At 51.0% G+C, this 17247-nt stretch carries 19 protein-coding genes and 1 tRNA gene; 7 read left to right on the top strand and 13 right to left on the bottom strand.

Annotation, left to right across the window (positions count from 1 at the left end):
* Positions 1 to 444: 444 nt before the first annotated feature.
* Together HBA55_RS33980 and HBA55_RS33975 are read right to left on the bottom strand one after the other, a co-directional pair.
* Positions 445 to 978, bottom strand: coding sequence for an FAD-binding oxidoreductase (locus HBA55_RS33980; protein WP_240946437.1), 534 nt, complete (start codon positions 976 to 978; stop codon positions 445 to 447).
* A complete protein-coding gene (locus HBA55_RS33975; protein ID WP_338109503.1) occupies positions 929 to 1183 on the bottom strand; it encodes a glutaredoxin family protein in 255 nt (84 codons plus the stop codon). The genes HBA55_RS33980 and HBA55_RS33975 overlap by 50 nt, the downstream gene beginning before the upstream one ends.
* Before the next feature lie 220 nt (positions 1184 to 1403).
* Between HBA55_RS33975 and HBA55_RS33970 the strand changes: the two genes are divergently transcribed.
* From HBA55_RS33970 to HBA55_RS33955, 4 genes are all read left to right on the top strand, one after another.
* Positions 1404 to 2687, top strand: coding sequence for a hypothetical protein (locus HBA55_RS33970; RefSeq protein WP_167000191.1), 1284 nt, complete (start codon positions 1404 to 1406; stop codon positions 2685 to 2687).
* 24 nt (positions 2688 to 2711) lie between these two features.
* Positions 2712 to 3746, top strand: a complete 1035-nt coding sequence (locus tag HBA55_RS33965) for a hypothetical protein (protein ID WP_167000190.1) — start codon at positions 2712 to 2714, stop codon at positions 3744 to 3746.
* Positions 3747 to 3764: 18 nt separating this feature from the next.
* Positions 3765 to 4199: a hypothetical protein gene (locus tag HBA55_RS33960; protein WP_167000189.1), complete on the top strand. Its 435-nt coding sequence runs from the start codon at positions 3765 to 3767 to the stop codon at positions 4197 to 4199.
* 97 nt (positions 4200 to 4296) lie between these two features.
* The gene (locus HBA55_RS33955) at positions 4297 to 4923 is read left to right on the top strand and encodes an N-acetylmuramoyl-L-alanine amidase (protein ID WP_167000188.1); all 627 of its coding nucleotides are present in this window, start codon (positions 4297 to 4299) and stop codon (positions 4921 to 4923) included.
* A gap of 341 nt (positions 4924 to 5264) precedes the next feature.
* Here the strand turns inward: HBA55_RS33955 and HBA55_RS33950 are convergent, their stop codons facing one another.
* The 10 genes from HBA55_RS33950 to rpsU form a co-directional block, all read right to left on the bottom strand.
* Complete coding sequence (locus HBA55_RS33950; RefSeq protein WP_167000187.1) at positions 5265 to 6251, bottom strand: hypothetical protein; 987 nt, start codon at positions 6249 to 6251, stop codon at positions 5265 to 5267.
* Between the two features lie 22 nt (positions 6252 to 6273).
* Positions 6274 to 7677, bottom strand: a complete 1404-nt coding sequence (locus HBA55_RS33945) for a B12-binding domain-containing radical SAM protein (RefSeq protein WP_167000186.1) — start codon at positions 7675 to 7677, stop codon at positions 6274 to 6276.
* Between the two features lie 676 nt (positions 7678 to 8353).
* Positions 8354 to 8764, bottom strand: coding sequence for a hypothetical protein (locus HBA55_RS33940; RefSeq protein WP_167000185.1), 411 nt, complete (start codon positions 8762 to 8764; stop codon positions 8354 to 8356).
* A gap of 82 nt (positions 8765 to 8846) precedes the next feature.
* Positions 8847 to 8987, bottom strand: coding sequence for a DUF2986 domain-containing protein (locus HBA55_RS33935; RefSeq protein WP_167000184.1), 141 nt, complete (start codon positions 8985 to 8987; stop codon positions 8847 to 8849).
* A 55-nt stretch (positions 8988 to 9042) separates the two neighbouring features.
* Positions 9043 to 9414 (bottom strand): glutaredoxin family protein, encoded by a 372-nt coding sequence (locus HBA55_RS33930; RefSeq protein WP_167000183.1) that lies wholly within the window; start codon positions 9412 to 9414, stop codon positions 9043 to 9045.
* Positions 9415 to 9509: 95 nt separating this feature from the next.
* Positions 9510 to 9586: transfer RNA gene (locus tag HBA55_RS33925), tRNA-Ile, on the bottom strand.
* 86 nt (positions 9587 to 9672) lie between these two features.
* Positions 9673 to 11520, bottom strand: coding sequence for an RNA polymerase sigma factor RpoD (rpoD, locus tag HBA55_RS33920; RefSeq protein ID WP_167000182.1), 1848 nt, complete (start codon positions 11518 to 11520; stop codon positions 9673 to 9675).
* 166 nt (positions 11521 to 11686) lie between these two features.
* Positions 11687 to 13642, bottom strand: coding sequence for a DNA primase (gene dnaG / locus HBA55_RS33915; protein ID WP_167000181.1), 1956 nt, complete (start codon positions 13640 to 13642; stop codon positions 11687 to 11689).
* 63 nt (positions 13643 to 13705) lie between these two features.
* Positions 13706 to 14149: a GatB/YqeY domain-containing protein gene (locus HBA55_RS33910; RefSeq protein ID WP_167000180.1), complete on the bottom strand. Its 444-nt coding sequence runs from the start codon at positions 14147 to 14149 to the stop codon at positions 13706 to 13708.
* 188 nt (positions 14150 to 14337) lie between these two features.
* Positions 14338 to 14553, bottom strand: coding sequence for a 30S ribosomal protein S21 (rpsU, locus tag HBA55_RS33905; protein ID WP_167000179.1), 216 nt, complete (start codon positions 14551 to 14553; stop codon positions 14338 to 14340).
* 396 nt (positions 14554 to 14949) lie between these two features.
* On the opposite strand from rpsU, the gene tsaD reads away from it, so the two are divergent.
* From tsaD to folK, 3 genes are read left to right on the top strand one after another with little or no spacing between them, the layout of a single operon-like run.
* A complete protein-coding gene (gene tsaD, locus HBA55_RS33900) occupies positions 14950 to 15984 on the top strand; it encodes a tRNA (adenosine(37)-N6)-threonylcarbamoyltransferase complex transferase subunit TsaD (protein ID WP_167000178.1) in 1035 nt (344 codons plus the stop codon).
* 24 nt (positions 15985 to 16008) lie between these two features.
* Positions 16009 to 16365: a dihydroneopterin aldolase gene (gene folB / locus HBA55_RS33895; RefSeq protein ID WP_167000177.1), complete on the top strand. Its 357-nt coding sequence runs from the start codon at positions 16009 to 16011 to the stop codon at positions 16363 to 16365.
* A gap of 1 nt (position 16366) precedes the next feature.
* Positions 16367 to 16876 carry a 2-amino-4-hydroxy-6-hydroxymethyldihydropteridine diphosphokinase gene (folK, locus tag HBA55_RS33890; protein WP_167000176.1) on the top strand — a complete coding sequence of 170 codons (510 nt, stop codon included), beginning with the start codon at positions 16367 to 16369 and terminating at the stop codon, positions 16874 to 16876.
* 11 nt (positions 16877 to 16887) lie between these two features.
* Here folK and HBA55_RS33885 read toward each other — a convergent pair whose 3' ends face one another.
* Positions 16888 to 17211 carry a TraR/DksA family transcriptional regulator gene (locus HBA55_RS33885; RefSeq protein ID WP_167000175.1) on the bottom strand — a complete coding sequence of 108 codons (324 nt, stop codon included), beginning with the start codon at positions 17209 to 17211 and terminating at the stop codon, positions 16888 to 16890.
* Positions 17212 to 17247 lie beyond the last annotated feature (36 nt).

The raw sequence follows: 17247 nt of genomic DNA, 5'->3' as shown, positions 1-17247 counted from the left end.
GTCTGGAGAGGCTAGGAAGTGGGATTACATCAAAGAGGTCGAACTAAACCCGGATAACTCGGACCATGAGTGTGAGAAAGCAGCGTAAAAAATGAACTAATGGTGACATCTGTCTTGAAAAACGCCGTGGCATGCTCAACCAGCTACAACAATCAGAGTCATAGCAAGCCAGTAGCGCTTACTATTATTCGGGGTATTTGTTGAAAGTCAAGAACTGCAATGATCGGCTATACAATTCGATCGGTTGGTCTCGGTTGGGACTGAAGTTGAAAAAAATTGAAATTTCCTGGAACTATCCCCAAATCCCCCGGTCAGAGTATACAGATTTCATGACTCTCTCCTCATGACATTGCTTTAGCCTCGACATTGATCGGGGCTTTTTATTACCTGAAGAAAGCTGGAAGGGGAGGGGCGATCAAAAATCGAACAGCTGGCAGGGTGGACCTATGGTTTCCCTCTGGCTTGTTTAGCAGCGTCTTCAACCTGCCGTAACTCCTCCTGAGACAACTCCCCATAGAACCTGGGATATGGCCAACCGTAACCCCAACGGAACTTGGTCGGCAGGAAAGGCGTCCCACCCACGCGAACCCCGGCAAGCATCAGCAGCGCGATTTCCTCTTCGCCAACCTTCTCCACACAGGCCTTGAGGGCAAAGTCGGCATCCTCACGCTCTTTGTAGGTGCCACCCTTCCAGTAGGCGTAGTCATGCTCGGTGCAGCATTGCAGCCACAACTGGCGTTGTTCCAGGGAGCCATCCGGAAATGCACTGCAACCGTCACTGGTAAATGGCTTCAGCTTTGCGTCAGATGCGAAGGTAGAGCCTGACAGAAGCATCAGGCCGATTAGGAGTTTTATGCGCATCGAGCTATTTGTGGTTTGCAAGGGATAGTGCGTACCGAAGGGCAGAGAGGCGTGAGCCTGGGCGAACTCACCCAGCAAACCTTCCCTCAAGATACCGAATAATATCCCCAGACTCATACATCCAGCGGCTCTCTCCGGAAGCCTCCTCAATCCGCAAACAAGGCACCTTCAACCGACCACCCCCGGCGACCAGCTCACTCCGAGCGGTATCACACCGCTTGTTATCGCGAGTCTCAGTCGCCAGTGGCTGCCGCTTGATCGCCCGGCGCATCTTTACACAAAACGGGCAGGCTTTGTGCTGATACAAGGTCAAAGGACTCACAAGGTTTAGTTGAAGTTGGTATTGGTATGATCGTACAGCTATTGTGCGCTTTGAAGTGGTACATATGTACTTAATTGTGCGTGTGGTGCTTCGATGCCTCTGTGCCTTGGGTAAGCTTTTGTAGAGGAATTTAAGTTGCTGTGAAAACGATGCCCAAAGGACTTTACTATTTGCAAAGTTGGGCTATATTTTGACGATGAGGCGAAAAGGGAATTGACCGATGTCAGACTTCACGGATGAAAAAAGTGAAAGGCGCGCCAACAACATAACCTCAGCTGAATCACTGAATCGACTGGCTCAAGCGGTTCTACTGAGCAAGGCTCCCGCTTACAAACGCTTATTTGCATCACCAACCTCTGCCTGGCTTTTCAGTTCCGTCCTGTTGGTCATATTGCTGCTTGTCTATGCCACGTTTGTAGCTAGTGGCGCCAAAGATTGTGAGAATCCCTGTAAATCTGAATCGAAGACTATCTTTCAGAAAGGGTTGGAGGTTAGTGCACAAACTCTGGAAGTGCAGCTGCTGGAGTATGAACTCAATAAGGAAATCAAACCGGCTGAAATAAAAAAAATAGACGGTGTAATCAAAGCAAAATTTGATGATACAAAAACAGCCTTGATACAAAGCCGACTATCTACGGCTAAAGTGGCCAACCAATTCTTAAGCCAAAGAATGAACTACAGCTTCCTTCCCGACATGTCCGGCGGATTCAAGTTGATTGTTGACAGTGGAACCAAGGATGCCGCTAAAGTGTTCTATCCTATTGGATTCTACGAAGAGCTTAATGAGCTGAAAAAGAATGCACGTTTACCCAAAATGAACCAGAAAGGGTATCTGGGGGAATCCAGCACTCTGGATGACTTCAATGCAATGTTCGCGTTGGTTGAAAGCCAATACCGCCTTGAGCAAAGATATCTGGAGCGTGTTCAGCTCTATATAGATTCCATGGAGCCCTATCTTTCCTATCAGTGGCTGAGTCAGCGGAGTTGGGTGTTCCATCTTATCTTCTGGACGTGGTTTGGTGTGCTCATCAACAATATTGTCTGGCTGATCAGGGTTGCCAAAGACCGAACTGAAGAAGCGGACTTGCCATTTAGCTCAGAAGTTTATATCACCATGATTCCGAGATTGATCATTGCTCCTTTCGTCAGTGTAGTGTTTCTGGCCATGGTCTCGGCCGGAATCGCCAATTTCGAAATCACCAATTTGAACAACTTGCCAGCATTTCTGGTGGCGGCTTTTTTCCTGGGATTCATGTCAGAGTCGATTACTCTGCGGATAAGGCAATTCTTTAACAAGTTAGTGGATTCCATCAAAACCCAAAAACAACCAGAGCTTGCGCTGGCTGACCTGGTTCCCGAGCCTCATTTTCTGCCATTGAAGAATGACTCCCTAAGCAATCTGGAATCCAATATGCGCATGGCTGTAGCAAATTTAACCAAGGTTGAGCATATTCAGAATGAGACCGTATCCAAAGCAAGGTTGGACAAAATAGCCAGGGGATAGCTCTCCTCAATCAGGGAATAAGCAATGAAAAAACAATGGAAAGCACTGACGCTACTGACTTGTTGCTTCGCGCTCAGCGCATGTGTGGCAAAGAAAGAATTTGTAAAGATGGTGGAGGCCCAGACCGAGCTCAACAAAGCAGTCGGAGAACACCTTGAAACCATGGACAAAAGAGACAAGGCTCTGGTTTCTATTGTTAACGAGCAGCGGAATGCTCAGGCATTGGGCTTGACTACGGAAATTGATCGTCTGCACGAAGCTCAGTTGACGCAGTTGAAGCTTGATATATCGGACGCAAAACTAAGGCTCGCCGCACTATTAAGATCTCAACGGGAAAAATGCTTGGATACGATCAAAGCGGAAATGGAGGCGGTTGATAAATCTGCTAAAGCTGCAGAAAAGCGGGCGCTCGAGATGCACAGGGAAAGCATCAAATTCAAAAATAACACAAAGCTGCAGCTGCAGGCGGCAAGGGCTGCTGCGGATTACTTTGGTCGCCTTGTAAGGAAAGGTGAAATAGAGAGCGGCAGCATTGACATGTGCATGACGAAGATGGAAGAGGTGAAGAAAACTGGCTACCGTCGTCTTAATGAATATCAAGCACGTGTTGAAGTTGAACTGGAGAAAGGTCGCATACAACGAAAGTCGGAGATCGAAAAGGTTGTTATTGATCAGGTTTCAGGTATAGAAGATACCTATGTTGTTCTTCAAAAAGTGATTAAGGTGAACGAGATTGCTTATACCAATGCCATTACTTACCTAAACATAAACAACCCACTATCAAGCGCGGGTCTTCCATCTGTTGTGATTAAAGGTTTCAAAGATGGAGTGATAGGCCTGAATAACAGCGGTGATGTAGACGTTCCAAGCAAGGCTGATCTCAAAAAATCAGGGCAGGAGCTATTGGATTCACTCCTTAAGCGGCACATAGATAGCCTAAATGATGTCAAGAAACGAACCAAGGACGCGATTGCGGAAAGAGAAGGGGCGATTAAGGATCAACTATCCGATTTGAGCCGTGATGCTGTTGCCCAATTGGTAGGGAGGTTGCTCAAATGAATAGAGGGAGCATGAAAAATGACAATGAATGAAGAGCTATTTAACGCCTACGTCAGCGAAGAATTCAGGAAAACTGCTGACGAAACCCGAAAGAAGTTAGAGAAACAGATCAATAGCTATATTGATGAATTCAAGTCACATGTCGATACCGTTGCCAAGGAGGCGGAAAGCAAAAACTACTCGGAATTATTTGCTGCAGATGCGAACAGCGTTTTCGAACGAGTCAACGCAGCGAACAAGCGCGTAGAAATGGTAAATGCTATCGCGGAATCCCTGAAAGCAAAGGCGCCAGAGCTTTCTGGTCAAATTGATGAATTGATGTTGGCTAATTCTGCATTGAAACAAGAGCTTGATTCTATCAAAGAAAAAGCCAACTCCTATGGAAAGGATGTCGGCAAAGCCGTGGCTTTCGGGATTAAGCAGGCTGTAACCGGGGGGTTAAAACCGTTCTAGAACGGCTGTGTTGTGAAGCGAGCTGGTTTTCAAAGTCGGAGCCAGAAGCCACTGTTCGAGATTACAGCCTGCCAGGATATATAGGGGCAATTGAATCATGAAACCAGAGTATATAGTCATCCATACTGCGGCATATCGTGGCAGTGATTGTGACAAGGATAGAATCGATGGTTGGCATAGGGACAGAGGTTGGTCAGGAATCGGTTATCACTTTGTTATTTTAAATAACCGCCACAGCCAAAAAAAGGACGGAACTATTGAGGTCGGTCGCGCTGAGGATAAGCAAGGCGCACATGCATTGGGTATAAACGATCGGTCATTAGGAATTTGTTGCGTTGGCCATGGTGATTATGAGGATTTCACAGATGAGCAATACAAGAGCCTATATATGCTCATCACTGAGCTAGCAAGACGATACGACATTCCGGTTCAAAAGGTCATCGGGCACTGTGAGTTAAATGACCTTGTGGACCAGGAGGTCATTGATCGCCGATATCGAACTAAAAAATCGTGTCCCGGCTCGAAAATCAATATGGATTTTATTCGACGTCAGTTGACGCATCTCTCGTCAAAGGAAGATAATGAAATATCTTCCCGTGACGCAATCGAGATAAAATCAGCTATAGCAATTCTGCACAAGCACAGAAATAAGTATCCCAATGCTCTGGATGAGCTAGATGAATTTTCCTATCATCCTGAGGTGATGGAAGCATCAGGCTCATAATTGCGAATTGCATCGTTAATTGGGGTGGTGCCGTAGCTATGTGGCCCCATATTCTTCATGCATACAGCAAGTCGAATTGCTCAAGACATCGGCCGTAATTCAATTGAAATACTGTAGCCATCAACTGATGGGCAGCATAAGCTGGTGGAAGAAGTAGTGTTGATGATTTGGGGTTGCTCTGGAGACAAAGAACGGAACCGCTGTGGTCTAAAAGTGGTTGAGAATTGCCCTAATTCCTAACCTTTGCCAGGCTTTTATGGAACTTTATACAAATTCCAGATGGTGAATATTGGATGGTTCTGTGTGAAAGTCTTCTCCCATGCTCAACCACATGGAGCTATTTATTGCCATTCCGGTGATGAGGATAGCTGGTCTCGAATTCTTTTCATTTTTTCGTCAAAATCGCTGTCAGATATACGAGCACAATTTTGGTTGTCGCTGATTACTGTGAATATCTCTTCGTGCTTTTTCAGCTTTTCTTTGCAGGTTGATATGTCGCCCTTCGAAGCCGTGATCCAGTTTTCTACATGAAATTCTTCTGTAAGCAAAACATGTCCATTGTCCTTCATGTGATATATCGCAAAATCTATCGCCCTATATTTAGCGGGTACGATGTCTTTATAGAATATGACTCTATAGTCTTTTGTCTCATTTCGGATTGAGTTGACAAAAGCATCAAAATCCGACTTGGTGACATTCCTACCAACAGTAAAAATTCTGATCAAGTTTTTGTTTGCATGAATGGTGTTGTGTGAGTTTACGTATGAGGCTGCTCTAGCATCTCTAACCCATCTAATAATGTCTACTTCAACAGCGCGAACTTCTGACGAAGCTCTCAAAAATTTTTCGGCGTACTCCCACAGCCTATTTAATTGTATAGTTATCGTATTATCATGTTGCACTACGTTATTAATGTTTCCTTCTATGTCCTTCTGTTCCTCTACCAAGATATCGCGCAGAACACTATCTTCAACTTTGGCGATATTGGATTCCCGTCCAAGTAAGCTATCTACAGCCTCATTAATCTCGCTTTTGATTTCATCTCTAGTGTTATTCAGGCCTGATTGGATTTTGTTGGCCTCGTCTTTTATTACGTCACCTGTGGTGCCTACACTTAACTGAAGATTGGATTGGAAAGTTTCGAAGTTCTCTCTAATTGAAATTAAGAGAATTTCGAGTAGGAACCCGACACCCACCGTAATGGTTAGAGTTAAGGCTTGCATTTCCAAAGTCGGTATTTCATTGGTGTTGGAGTACTGTGCAATAGCCGCCATCACCTGAAAGAAAATGACTGAACCTGACCAATATATGATTTTTTTCTTGTTCATAGAGCTTTATAAATGTTGCTATTCAAATGCCTATCGCCGATCTTTGCAAAACTTTAGATGCTTTGAGCTTTCTGAAGTTTTCATTCGTTTTCTTTTTCTTCTTTTTGTGTTTCATCGAAATTGACACGTCCATGATTGACAGATACTTGCGGTTGTATTGCTCTGCGAATTCATTCGCCTGTAGTGTCAACTCGGAAAGCTCGCTAGCATTCAGCTCATTTGTTGAGGTTACTAGATAAGGGGGATGAGGGTTATAGCGTATACCGAGTTTGTCGGCGTTTATCTGATAGTTTGATCCAGGAAGTAGTTGGAGCGGATATACTGAGATGTGGCCGAGATTTCTGGAGCCAACAAACTCTATAGTGTCGAATAGTTTTTCTGAATTGTCTCCAGGTAACCCAGCTATAATGCCTATGTCGACTCTGATGCCTCGCTCACGTAGAAGCCTGCATCCATCAACAAATTTGTCTCTAACGAGAGACCTGCTCATCAATTTCAAGACATCGCTGTCGCTCGATTGTAAGCCAACCTCTACTGAAACTATATTCGCTTCAGAAAACGCATCTGCCATGCCTTCATCTATAATTTCAGCTCGAGCTTCTACGTGAAATGAAATGCTCTTGTCTGCGTTTACTTCATTGATTAGTCTACAAATCTTGATGCATCTATCTTTGGGTAAGTTAAAAGTAGGGTCTAGGAAGTAGGCATCGCTTACCCCGGCCGCCTTAATAGAATTTAGATCAGCGTTCACACGATCCATGGAGTAGTATCTCATTCCTCCATATCCTTTCCCGTACATACAAAAACTACAGGAAAAAGGGCAGCCTCTCATGGACTCAAGGTCTACCCACGAACCCTTGCTCAGCTTCAGTGAGCTATCAGAGAACGGCGATGGTATCTCGTCAAGGTTATCGACAGTTGGCGCTGGGCTTTTGGAGTAGTGCTTGTGGTTGGAAGCGCGGCTACAAAGCATGCCATCGATGCTCTCGTTGAAGGAGGGGTCAGAATCGAGCTTTCCAAGGAGGTCGGTGAATGCAATTTCACCTTCTCCTGTGCATATCCAATCAGCATTGAAATTGTTCAAAGCGTTTTGCGTCTCAAACGCGACTTCGGGGCCACCTAAGACGATTTTTGTTGAAGGCCGTTTGTTCTTTATCAAATTGCAAACTAGCTTGGTTTCTAGATGGTTCCAAACGTATACCGAAAATGCCACAATTTCCGGATTAAAACTCGAAATGTGGTTGGCAATATCTTCCGTTGTTGTTAAAGATGAAATTTGATTTTCATCAATGATTGTATGGATGTCCTTTGCAGGTCTAACCTTTTTTGCGTAAGAGGATAGAAGCGCGGCAGGCATGTTTGGTCTTAGAAAGCGGGAGTCCTTCTGTTCGCTAATGGGGTGTAGAAGCGCGTATACAATTTCCATATTCTTTCCGCTAATAAGTTTAAGGTCTGCCTAGGTTGCTCATGAGTATACTGGCTGAAGCCTCACGATCGTTGTTCCGAGGCTTTTCACTGTGTTGGAATTCAAATATTGTTTGTGTATTGATTGGTATGATGCGGTTTCTGTTAACTTATACAGAACAGCCAGATTCTTTCCGGGCGCGTTCTTAGCGTGCCAGCGATAGAGCTTTTCGTCTGGTTTGGTCGGCGGTATTACGCCCCCCTCCAAAAGGATGGTTGTGGAGGTCTTGCGATTTGCAAAAATTGGGTTCAAGAAGGCCAATTCAGTGTCCTTTCAGAGTGCAGCTGATATATCCATAACATCTCTGGCACAAAGTTTATGTTACCAGGCTAAGAGTTGGCAAGTGGGTTTATATAGAGATGCCACACCATGGGGCGCTTAAGCTCTCCCTTGCGGAGTAATAAAAATGGCTTACTTGGGCTTTGCACAGGTTGGCTGATGCCATAGTAAGGGGGAAAGATTTTACCGTTTTTGAAATGCCCGGGAACTATCCCCAAATCCCCCGGTCAGAGTATACAGATTTCATGACTCTCTCCTCATGACTGCTTTAGCCTCGACATTGATCGGGGCTTTTTATTGGCTGAAGTAAAAGCTGGAGGGAAATGGTGATCAAAAATCGAACAGGTGGCGGATGGGCCTATGGTGTCCCACTGGCTTGTTTGGCAGCGTCTTCAACCTGCCGTAGCTCCTCCTGAGACAACTCCCCATAGAACCTGGGATATGGCCAACCGTAACCCCAACGGAACTTGGTCGGCAGGAAAGGCGTCCCACCCACGCGAACCCCGGCAAGCATCAGTAGGGCGATTTCCTCTTCGCCCACCTTCTCCACGCAGGCCTTGAGGGCAAAATCGGCATCTTCGCGTTCTTTGTAGGTGCCACCCTTCCAGTAGGCGTAGTCATGTTCAGTGCAGCATTGCAGCCACAGCTGGCGTTGTTCCAAGGTTCCATCTGGAAATGCACTACAGCCGTCGCTTGTGAATGGCTTCAGCTTTGCGTCTGACGCCAACACTGAGCCGGACAGTAGAGTCAAAAAGGTGAACAGTTTCATGGCTATGAGGCAATCATGCCGACCAACATAGTGTTTTGAACCGGAGGAAGGAGAAAAAGCCAACGCTAACCAAGATCCAGTTCTAACCCTCTGGCTCGACTTCCACAGCCTTCTCCCGGTCAGCCTTGGCTACATAGCGGGGCTTCTTCCTGGGATTCAGCTTGGCTTTGGCCTTTTTCAGCTTCTTCTCGAATATCTGTTTGGCCTTCTTGCGGCGATTCATGACGTGGCCCGTTGGAAGGTGGGTATATGGAGGTGTTGAATTTGGGCGGCAACCGTCAGGCTACCTGCCCAAACCGTCCCTCAAGATACCGAATAATATCCCCGGACTCATACATCCAGCGGGACTCCCCGGAAGCCTCCTCAATCCGCAAACAAGGCACCTTCAACCGTCCGCCGCCAGCAACCAGCTCACCCCGAGCCGTATCACAGCGTTTGGCATCCCGAGTCTCAATCGCCAGGGACTGCCGCTTAATCGCCCGACGCACCTTCACACAAAAAGGACACGCCTTGTACTGATACAGGGTCAACCCGCTGGTCTGGGCATCCAGCTGCTTCTGGGCGTCCATATCCCGCTTTATCCCACGAGGGGTAAACACCCAGTCAAAGAACAGAATCAGGGAACCAAGGATGGCGCGTACGATAACCATGGGCGAAGTCTCCGGTCTGAAGTCGGAGCGATAGACTCTGTGGCCTATAGAGTCGTGCGCTCTATGGCTCTGCAGCCTATGCAATCCGGGGAAGATGGTGGGCCCTCACGGACTTGAACCGTGGACCTATCGATTATGAGTCGAGTGCTCTAACCAGCTGAGCTAAGGGCCCCAAGAGAAGTGTTTTAACAACGGGGCGCATTATAAAGCTCCCCGTTGTCTCGCGCCAGCCTGAATTTAACTGGCGACTGTGCGAGCTTAGGGTTGCTCGTCGATAAAACCACGCAGGTGGTCAGAGCGGCTTGGGTGGCGCAGCTTGCGCAGTGCCTTGGCTTCAATCTGACGAATACGCTCACGGGTTACGTCGAACTGCTTGCCCACTTCCTCAAGGGTGTGGTCGGTGTTCATGTCGATACCGAAGCGCATGCGCAGGACTTTTGCTTCGCGGGCGGTGAGGCCGGCCAGTACTTCCTTGGTGGCTTCTTCCAGGCCTTGTGAGGTGGCGGATTCCACGGGAGAGGTAATGGTGTTGTCTTCGATAAAGTCGCCCAGGTGCGAATCTTCGTCGTCGCCGATGGGGGTCTCCATGGAGATGGGTTCCTTGGCGATCTTCAGCACCTTGCGCACCTTGTCTTCCGGCATGTCCATGCGTTCGCCCAGTTCTTCCGGCGTTGGCTCGCGACCCATTTCCTGCAGCATCTGGCGAGAGACACGGTTGAGCTTGTTGATGGTCTCTATCATGTGCACCGGAATACGAATGGTGCGTGCCTGGTCGGCAATGGAGCGAGTAATCGCCTGGCGAATCCACCAGGTGGCGTAAGTGGAGAACTTGTAGCCGCGACGGTATTCGAACTTGTCCACGGCCTTCATCAGACCGATGTTGCCCTCCTGGATCAGGTCCAGGAACTGCAGGCCGCGGTTGGTGTATTTTTTCGCGATTGAGATCACCAGACGCAGGTTTGCCTCAACCATTTCTTTTTTGGCGCGGCGTGCACGGGCTTCGCCGATGGACATACGGCGGTTGATCTCTTTAATAGAAGCCAGTTCGAGTTGGGCTTCTTCCTCAATCTGCTTTAGTTTGCGCTGAGCGCGCAGAATTTCGTCGCGCACCGGTCTGATGCTGTCAGAATAATCGCGCTTTTTGGCAATGATGTTGGGAATCCAGTCTTCCTTAATTTCGTTGCCGGGAAATTCTTTGATAAAGGTCTTGCGCGGCATTTTGCCTTTTCTGACGCACAGTTCCATGATGCGGCGCTCTTCGGCGCGAACACGATCAAGGACGCCGCGAATGCCGTTGTACATGGGGTCGAACTGGCGCGGAGGCAGCTTGAAGTACTTAAAGGTCTCGCCCACGGCTTCCATGGCGGCACCGGCTTCTTTGCTGTCGCGACCGTGCTGTTCCAGTGCGGCGGTAACGGCAGCCAGTTGCTCGGCCAGTTCACCAAAGCGCTGCTTGGCTTCTTCCGGGTCGACGCCGCTGGAGTTTTCGTCATCGTCATCGTCGGAGTTGTCGTCAGACTCGTCGGACTCTTGCGCTTGAGATTCTGCGGCTGCCGCTGCTTGCTGCATTGCGGAGGGAACATCTTCGGCGGGGTCGAGCCAGCCGGCGATAACGTCTGGCATGCGACGTTCTTCCTGTTCGATCAGGTTGTACTCATCGATCAGGGTTTGTACGGTGCCAGGCCAGTAAGACATGGCGTGCATCAGTTCGCGAGTACCTTCTTCGATGCGTTTGGCGATGGCAATTTCACCTTCGCGGGTCAGCAGCTCGACGGTGCCCATTTCGCGCATGTACATGCGCACGGGGTCAGTGGTGCGACCGGCTTCGGTCTCTACCGCGGCCAGGGCGGCGGCGGCTTCGGCAGCGGCGATTTCATCAGCGGAAGAATCGCCGTCAGCCATCAGCAGGGTATCGGCATCCGGGGCAGTCTCAAATACCTGGATGCCCATATCGTTGATCATCTGGATGATGTCTTCCACCTGATCCGGATCGGAAATATCCTCAGGCAGGTGATCGTTCACCTCGGCATAGGTCAGGTAACCCTGCTCCTTACCGCGGGCGATCAATTCTTTGATACGTGACTGTTGCTGGGCGTTATCAGACATTCGGGACCCTGTAAACTGGCTGGTGAATCCGGGGGACGGAAAAAGGCGGAATTATAGCCCATATATTGCCCCAGGTTCTAGAAATTCAAGTGCTTAAGGCGATTTTTTATACATCCTGGTTTGGTGCTGCCCAAATGGGCTGGTTTTTTGGGGGCGGGCCCCGAATTTAGCGGCCTTTGGCCTGGTTTTGAGTGTGGAAGTCCCGAATCTGTTGTTTCTCAGATTCACTCAGTTCATTAAAGTTCTTACGACTGAGTTTTTCCAGTTCCGCTTTTTGACGATCCTGTTGCAAGCGATCCTCCAGGCGGGTGATGGTGTCGAGATATTCCTGGCGGCCATCGTAGCTTTCCGCCTGTCGGGCATGGCTGATCAGGTCGGTGGCCGCAAGTTGTGCCAGCGCTTCGGTGGCGGCGGCGCCCTTGCTGCCGCGCCAATGGCCCAGGATACGCGACAGGTTGTAGTTGGGGCGCTGGCGGAGCAGGGCCAGGAGTTCCGTGAAAACCACCAGATCTTCCTGCTCGCTGGCGCTGATTTCGGGGATGTCCGGCGTGCTGGGGGCCAGCTCCGGATGTTGCAGCAATATTGCACAGAGGAGTTTGGTTGGTGGCAGATGCAGGGGGCCGCGATATTGTGGGGTGCCTGCTTTCGGTGCCTCTGCGGGTCCAGCCTCCAGGTAATCGGGGTAGTAACCGCTGCCGGAGTTTTCCGGCTCCATGGGGGCGCTCTGGAAGTCCGGGTCGGTATGCTGCGGACTCGTTGAGTGGCTCTTATGTTCCGTGGGCTCTGGCGGTCTTGGTTTTGGCTCAGTCGGTCTCGCCTCCGGCGGTGCTTCTACCAGCTCCATCAGTGTATCCAGGGGTAAGCCGGTGCGCTGCGCCAGGTTGGCAAACATCAGTTCGCGAAAAATACCTGCGGGTAATTGATGCAGTAAGGGTGCGGCGCGTTTGCTCAGGCGTGCGCGTCCTTCCATCGATTGGATGTCGATACCGTCGGAGACACTGTCGAACAAAAAGTCTTCCAGCGGCACCGCCATGTCGATCATGCCGGTAAATTTCTCCGCGCCCACTTGCCGAACCAAGGTGTCCGGGTCTTCGCCTTCGGGCAGGAACAGGAATTTGACCTGACGTCCGTCCTGCATCGAGGACAGTGAGTTTTCCAGGGCGCGTTGGGCGGCATTGCGGCCGGCGGCGTCACCATCGAAACAGAAGACCACTTCCTGGGTGTACTTAAAGGCGCGGGCAAGGTGGTCCTCGCCACAAGCGGTGCCCAGTGTAGCCACGCCATAGCGAATACCGAACTGGGCCAGGGCCACTACATCCATATAGCCTTCCACCACCAGCAGTCGCGGCAGTTGGCGATGGGCGTTGCGGGCTTCAAACAGGCCGTAGAGTTCTTTGCCTTTATGGAACACCGGTGTTTCCGGTGAGTTCAGGTATTTGGGTTTGTCGTCCCCCAGCACCCGGCCGCCAAAACCGATAACCCGGCCGCGGGTGTCGCGGATGGGGAACATGATGCGATTACGGAAGCGATCATAGCGGCGTTTGTCTTCCGGTCGCTCGATCAGCATGCCGCCTTCGGCCAGCAGATGTTTGTCTTCTTCGGTCAGGCCAAGGGCTTTCATCAGGTTATCCCAGCCGGGCGGGGCGTAACCAATACCGAAGTCTCGAGCAATTTCGCCGCTAAGGCCTCGCTGTTTAAGGTAGTTAACGGCGTGTTGGCGCGCTGGACTGTGCCGTAACTGCTGGCGATAAAAGGCGTCTGCTTTTTCCAGCACCTCGTAGAGCGTGCGTCTTTCTTTTTGGCGGGGGGAGTCTTCCCGGGCTTCCCGCGGGACTTCCACGCCGGCCATTTTGGCCAGCTCTTCCACAGCCTGGGGAAAGCTCAGGCGATCGTGTTCCAGCACAAAACCCAGGGCGGTACCACTGGCGCCGCAGCCAAAGCAGTAATAGAACTGCTTGTTGGGGCTGACGGTAAATGACGGGGTTTTTTCGTCGTGGAATGGGCAGCAGGCGCTGTAATTTTTGCCGGATTTTTTCAGTTTTACGCGCGCATCCACCACGTCGACAATGTCGATGCGGTCCAGCAAATCATCGATAAACGCTTGGGGGATCAGGCCGGCCATGAGTCCAGTCTACTTGCAACCGGCGTCGGCCACTAGTGCTTGTGGCCGCTGCCCGTTTGGTAATCAGCCGAGTTTGGTTTTTACGATTTTACTGACAGCGCCCATATCGGCACGCCCTTGGATCTGTGGCTTGATGATACCCATGACCTTGCCCATGTCGCGTGCGCTTTCGGCGCCGGTGCTGGCAATGGCATCGGTAACAATCTGCTCGATTTCAGCTTCGCTCAGGGCGGCGGGCAGAAATTCCTGAATGACGGCCATTTCCTGCTTTTCGATCGCAGCCAGTTCGTCGCGGCCGGCATCTTCGTACTGGGTAATGGAATCGCGACGCTGTTTGCACATTTTATCCAGAATCACCAGCAGGCGAGCGTCGTCGACTTCAATGCGTTCGTCGACCTCAATGCGTTTGATCTCAGCCTGAATCATGCGAATGGTACCCAGGCGCTCTTTTTCCTTGGCGCGCATGGCGGCTTTCATGGCATCTTTGATTTCATTTTTAAGGGACATGTCTGGTTCCTTTCCTTTCAATGGCACCGAAGCTAAAAACACAACAACACCGCGGGCACTAGGTGCCGGCAGTGTCTGGTGAATTGCAAGAGGAGTTAGGCAGTGGCGGGCGGGGTGTTGCGAGCCCTGTGCTCTAATTCCGAAGCGCGCTAAGTCGGGCTCCCGGCCTTTAGGCGGGAACGGTCAACTTAGTAGAGGCGCTGAAACTTGCGGGATTCGCGCTGAACTTTCTTGGCGTGACGCTTAACAGCGGCAGCAGCAGCGCGCTTACGAACGGTGGTTGGCTTTTCGTAGAATTCGCGACGACGAACTTCAGCCAGGATACCGGCTTTTTCACAAGAACGCTTGAAGCGACGCAGAGCGATATCGAATGGCTCGTTTTCTTTAAGTTTTACTGAAGGCATCTGTTTACCTGTTAAATTGTCAATTCACCGTGAGAAGCACGCCGGGTCCAGTGATGGCCCTGCCCTTGTATATAAAGAAGAGGGCGCCAATGGTCGATCCCGTGGGTGATTCTCATAATCCAAGGGGCGCAAATTCTATACATAACGTAGGAGGACTGCAACCAGGGGTTGTCAGGAAAATGGGCCTTTCGTGAAATTCCCGATACCTGGCTGAAATTTGTGCGAATTTGGCAGAAAGACTGCACAATTGCGGTCATTTGGCTGGCTCACTGCCCTGGGACTGATTTATTATGCCGCCCCCGTGGTGATTCGGCTCGCAATAGCGCCTGTCGTTATTCATCTATAGTTATGAATTGCCTGACTACACCATTGAAACAGGGTCATAGGTGCCACATTATGCGCGTTCTCGGTATTGAAACCTCCTGCGACGAAACCGGTATCGCTCTCTACGACAGTGACAAGGGCTTGCTGGGCCACCGCCTCTATAGCCAGATTGCGGTCCATAGCGAGTACGGCGGCGTGGTGCCGGAATTGGCTTCCAGGGACCATGTCCGCAAGACCCTGCCTTTAATTAACGGCGTGTTGGCGGACACCGGGCTGACCAAGCAAGATATAGATGCGGTCGCTTATACCGCGGGGCCAGGCTTGGTTGGGGCATTGATGGTTGGGGCCTGCATCGGCCGCTCTTTGGCCTATAGCCTTGGGGTTCCCGCCGTTGGAGTCCACCATATGGAGGGGCACCTGCTGGCGCCCATGCTGGAGGAAGAGCCTCCAGAGTTCCCGTTTGTGGCGCTGCTGGTTTCAGGTGGCCATACCCAGCTGGTGCAGGTGGAAGGTATTGGCCACTACCAGTTGCTGGGTGAGTCCCTCGACGATGCTGCCGGCGAAGCCTTCGACAAGGCGGCAAAAATGCTGGATCTCGATTACCCGGGTGGCCCGCAGGTGGCCAAACTGGCGCAGCAGGGCGACCCTGATCGTTTTACCTTTCCCCGACCAATGGTGGATCGTCCGGGGCTGGACTTCAGCTTTAGTGGGCTAAAGACCTATACCCTGAATACGGTCACCGAGCATGCACTGGAAAATGGTCTGCCGGATGATCAGACCTGTGCGGATATCGCCTGTGCCTTCCAGGAGGCGGTGGTAGACACCTTGGTGATCAAGTGTCGCCGAGCCCTGCAGCAGGTGGGCTACAAGACCCTCGTTATTGCCGGCGGGGTGTCTGCCAATACCCGCCTGCGTGAGCGGCTGGAGGCGGCTCTGGCGAAAATTGGCGCACGAGTCTTCTACGCGCGTCACGAATTCTGCACCGATAACGGCGCCATGATTGCCTACGCCGGTTGTCAGCGCCTGCTCGCTGGCCAGGGTGAGGATTTGGGGGTGCAGGCCCGGCCCCGCTGGCCTCTGGATTCCCTGCAGCCTCTAAATCCCTAACCCGCTATAGCTTGCTGACCCCCTATGGACATTGTTTATATTCGCGACTTACGCCTGGATACCACCATTGGTATTTATGACTGGGAGCGCCGTGTGCGCCAAACGCTTTGCATTGATCTGGAGATGGCCACTGATATCCGCAAGGCTGCGGCAACAGACGATATTCAGTATGCACTGGATTACGGGGCGGTGAGCCAGCGTATCTTGGCGTTGGCGGAAAACAATCAGTTTGAATTGATTGAGGGTCTGGCGGAAGCGATCTGCAAGTTGGTGCAGGACGAATTCTCGGTCCCCTGGGTTCGGCTCCGGCTGGGCAAGCCGGGAGCGGTTCCCCAGGCAGCGGATGTGGGGCTGATGATTGAGCGTGGAGATCGAGGCTGATATGGCGATGGTATTTCTGGGCCTGGGTAGCAATACCGAGGCGCAAAAACACATCGTTGCCGGCCTCGACGCTTTGAGTGAGCGTTTTGGCCCTCTGGGAATCTCACGTGTCTTTGAAAGCGAAGCGGTGGGTTTTGCCGGCGACAACTTTCTTAATCTGGTGGTGAGCTTGGAGACACAGTTGTCCGTTGGTCAATTGTCGGCGGTGCTGAAAGCCATTGAGGACGATAATGGTCGCCGGCGGGGAGATCCCAAGTTCAGTGGTCGCAGCCTGGACATCGATATCCTGACCTATGATCAGTGTTGCGGAATTATTGACGGCGTGGTGCTGCCTCGCGATGAGGTGGAAACCAATGCGTTTGTGCTCTGGCCTCTGTCCGAACTTGCGCCCGGCGGGCTGCATCCCCGCAGTGGCCGTACCTATGCCAGCCTCTGGCAGGGGTATGACCGGGATCAGAAACTCTGGCCGGTGGCGTTCAGCTGGCAGGGTAGGGAAATCTCAGCGCCCTGAGCAAGCGAGCGTTAGTGGGCCAGTTTCGCGCAGCTCACACAGTGTTGAGTTTCCGGTAACACCTTGAGGCGTTCTTTGCCGATAGCATGGCCGCAGTTTACGCAGATGCCGTAACCCGCGCTGCCGATCTTCCTCAGTACCTGATCAATTTGCATCAGCTCATTGGCGGTGCGGCTGGCAATGGCTTCCAGTACTTCGTCGTTTTCTCTTTCCTGGGCTTGTTCCGACCAGTCATGGCTGTGGCTTTTTTGTAAGTCCACTTCCAGGGCGCTGAGTCGCTGAGTCAGTTCGAACTGGCGTTGTAGTAAAGTCCGGCGAATTTGTGATTGGGTCATAGGCTAATCGTTGGCTTAAAACATCGGTTTTTTATG

The sequence above is a fragment of the Pseudomaricurvus alkylphenolicus genome, from assembly GCF_011683955.1.
Classification (GTDB): domain Bacteria; phylum Pseudomonadota; class Gammaproteobacteria; order Pseudomonadales; family Cellvibrionaceae; genus Pseudomaricurvus; species Pseudomaricurvus alkylphenolicus.
The sequence above is the reverse complement of the archived record's forward strand: the minus strand, read 5'-3'. Positions and strand labels throughout refer to the sequence as shown.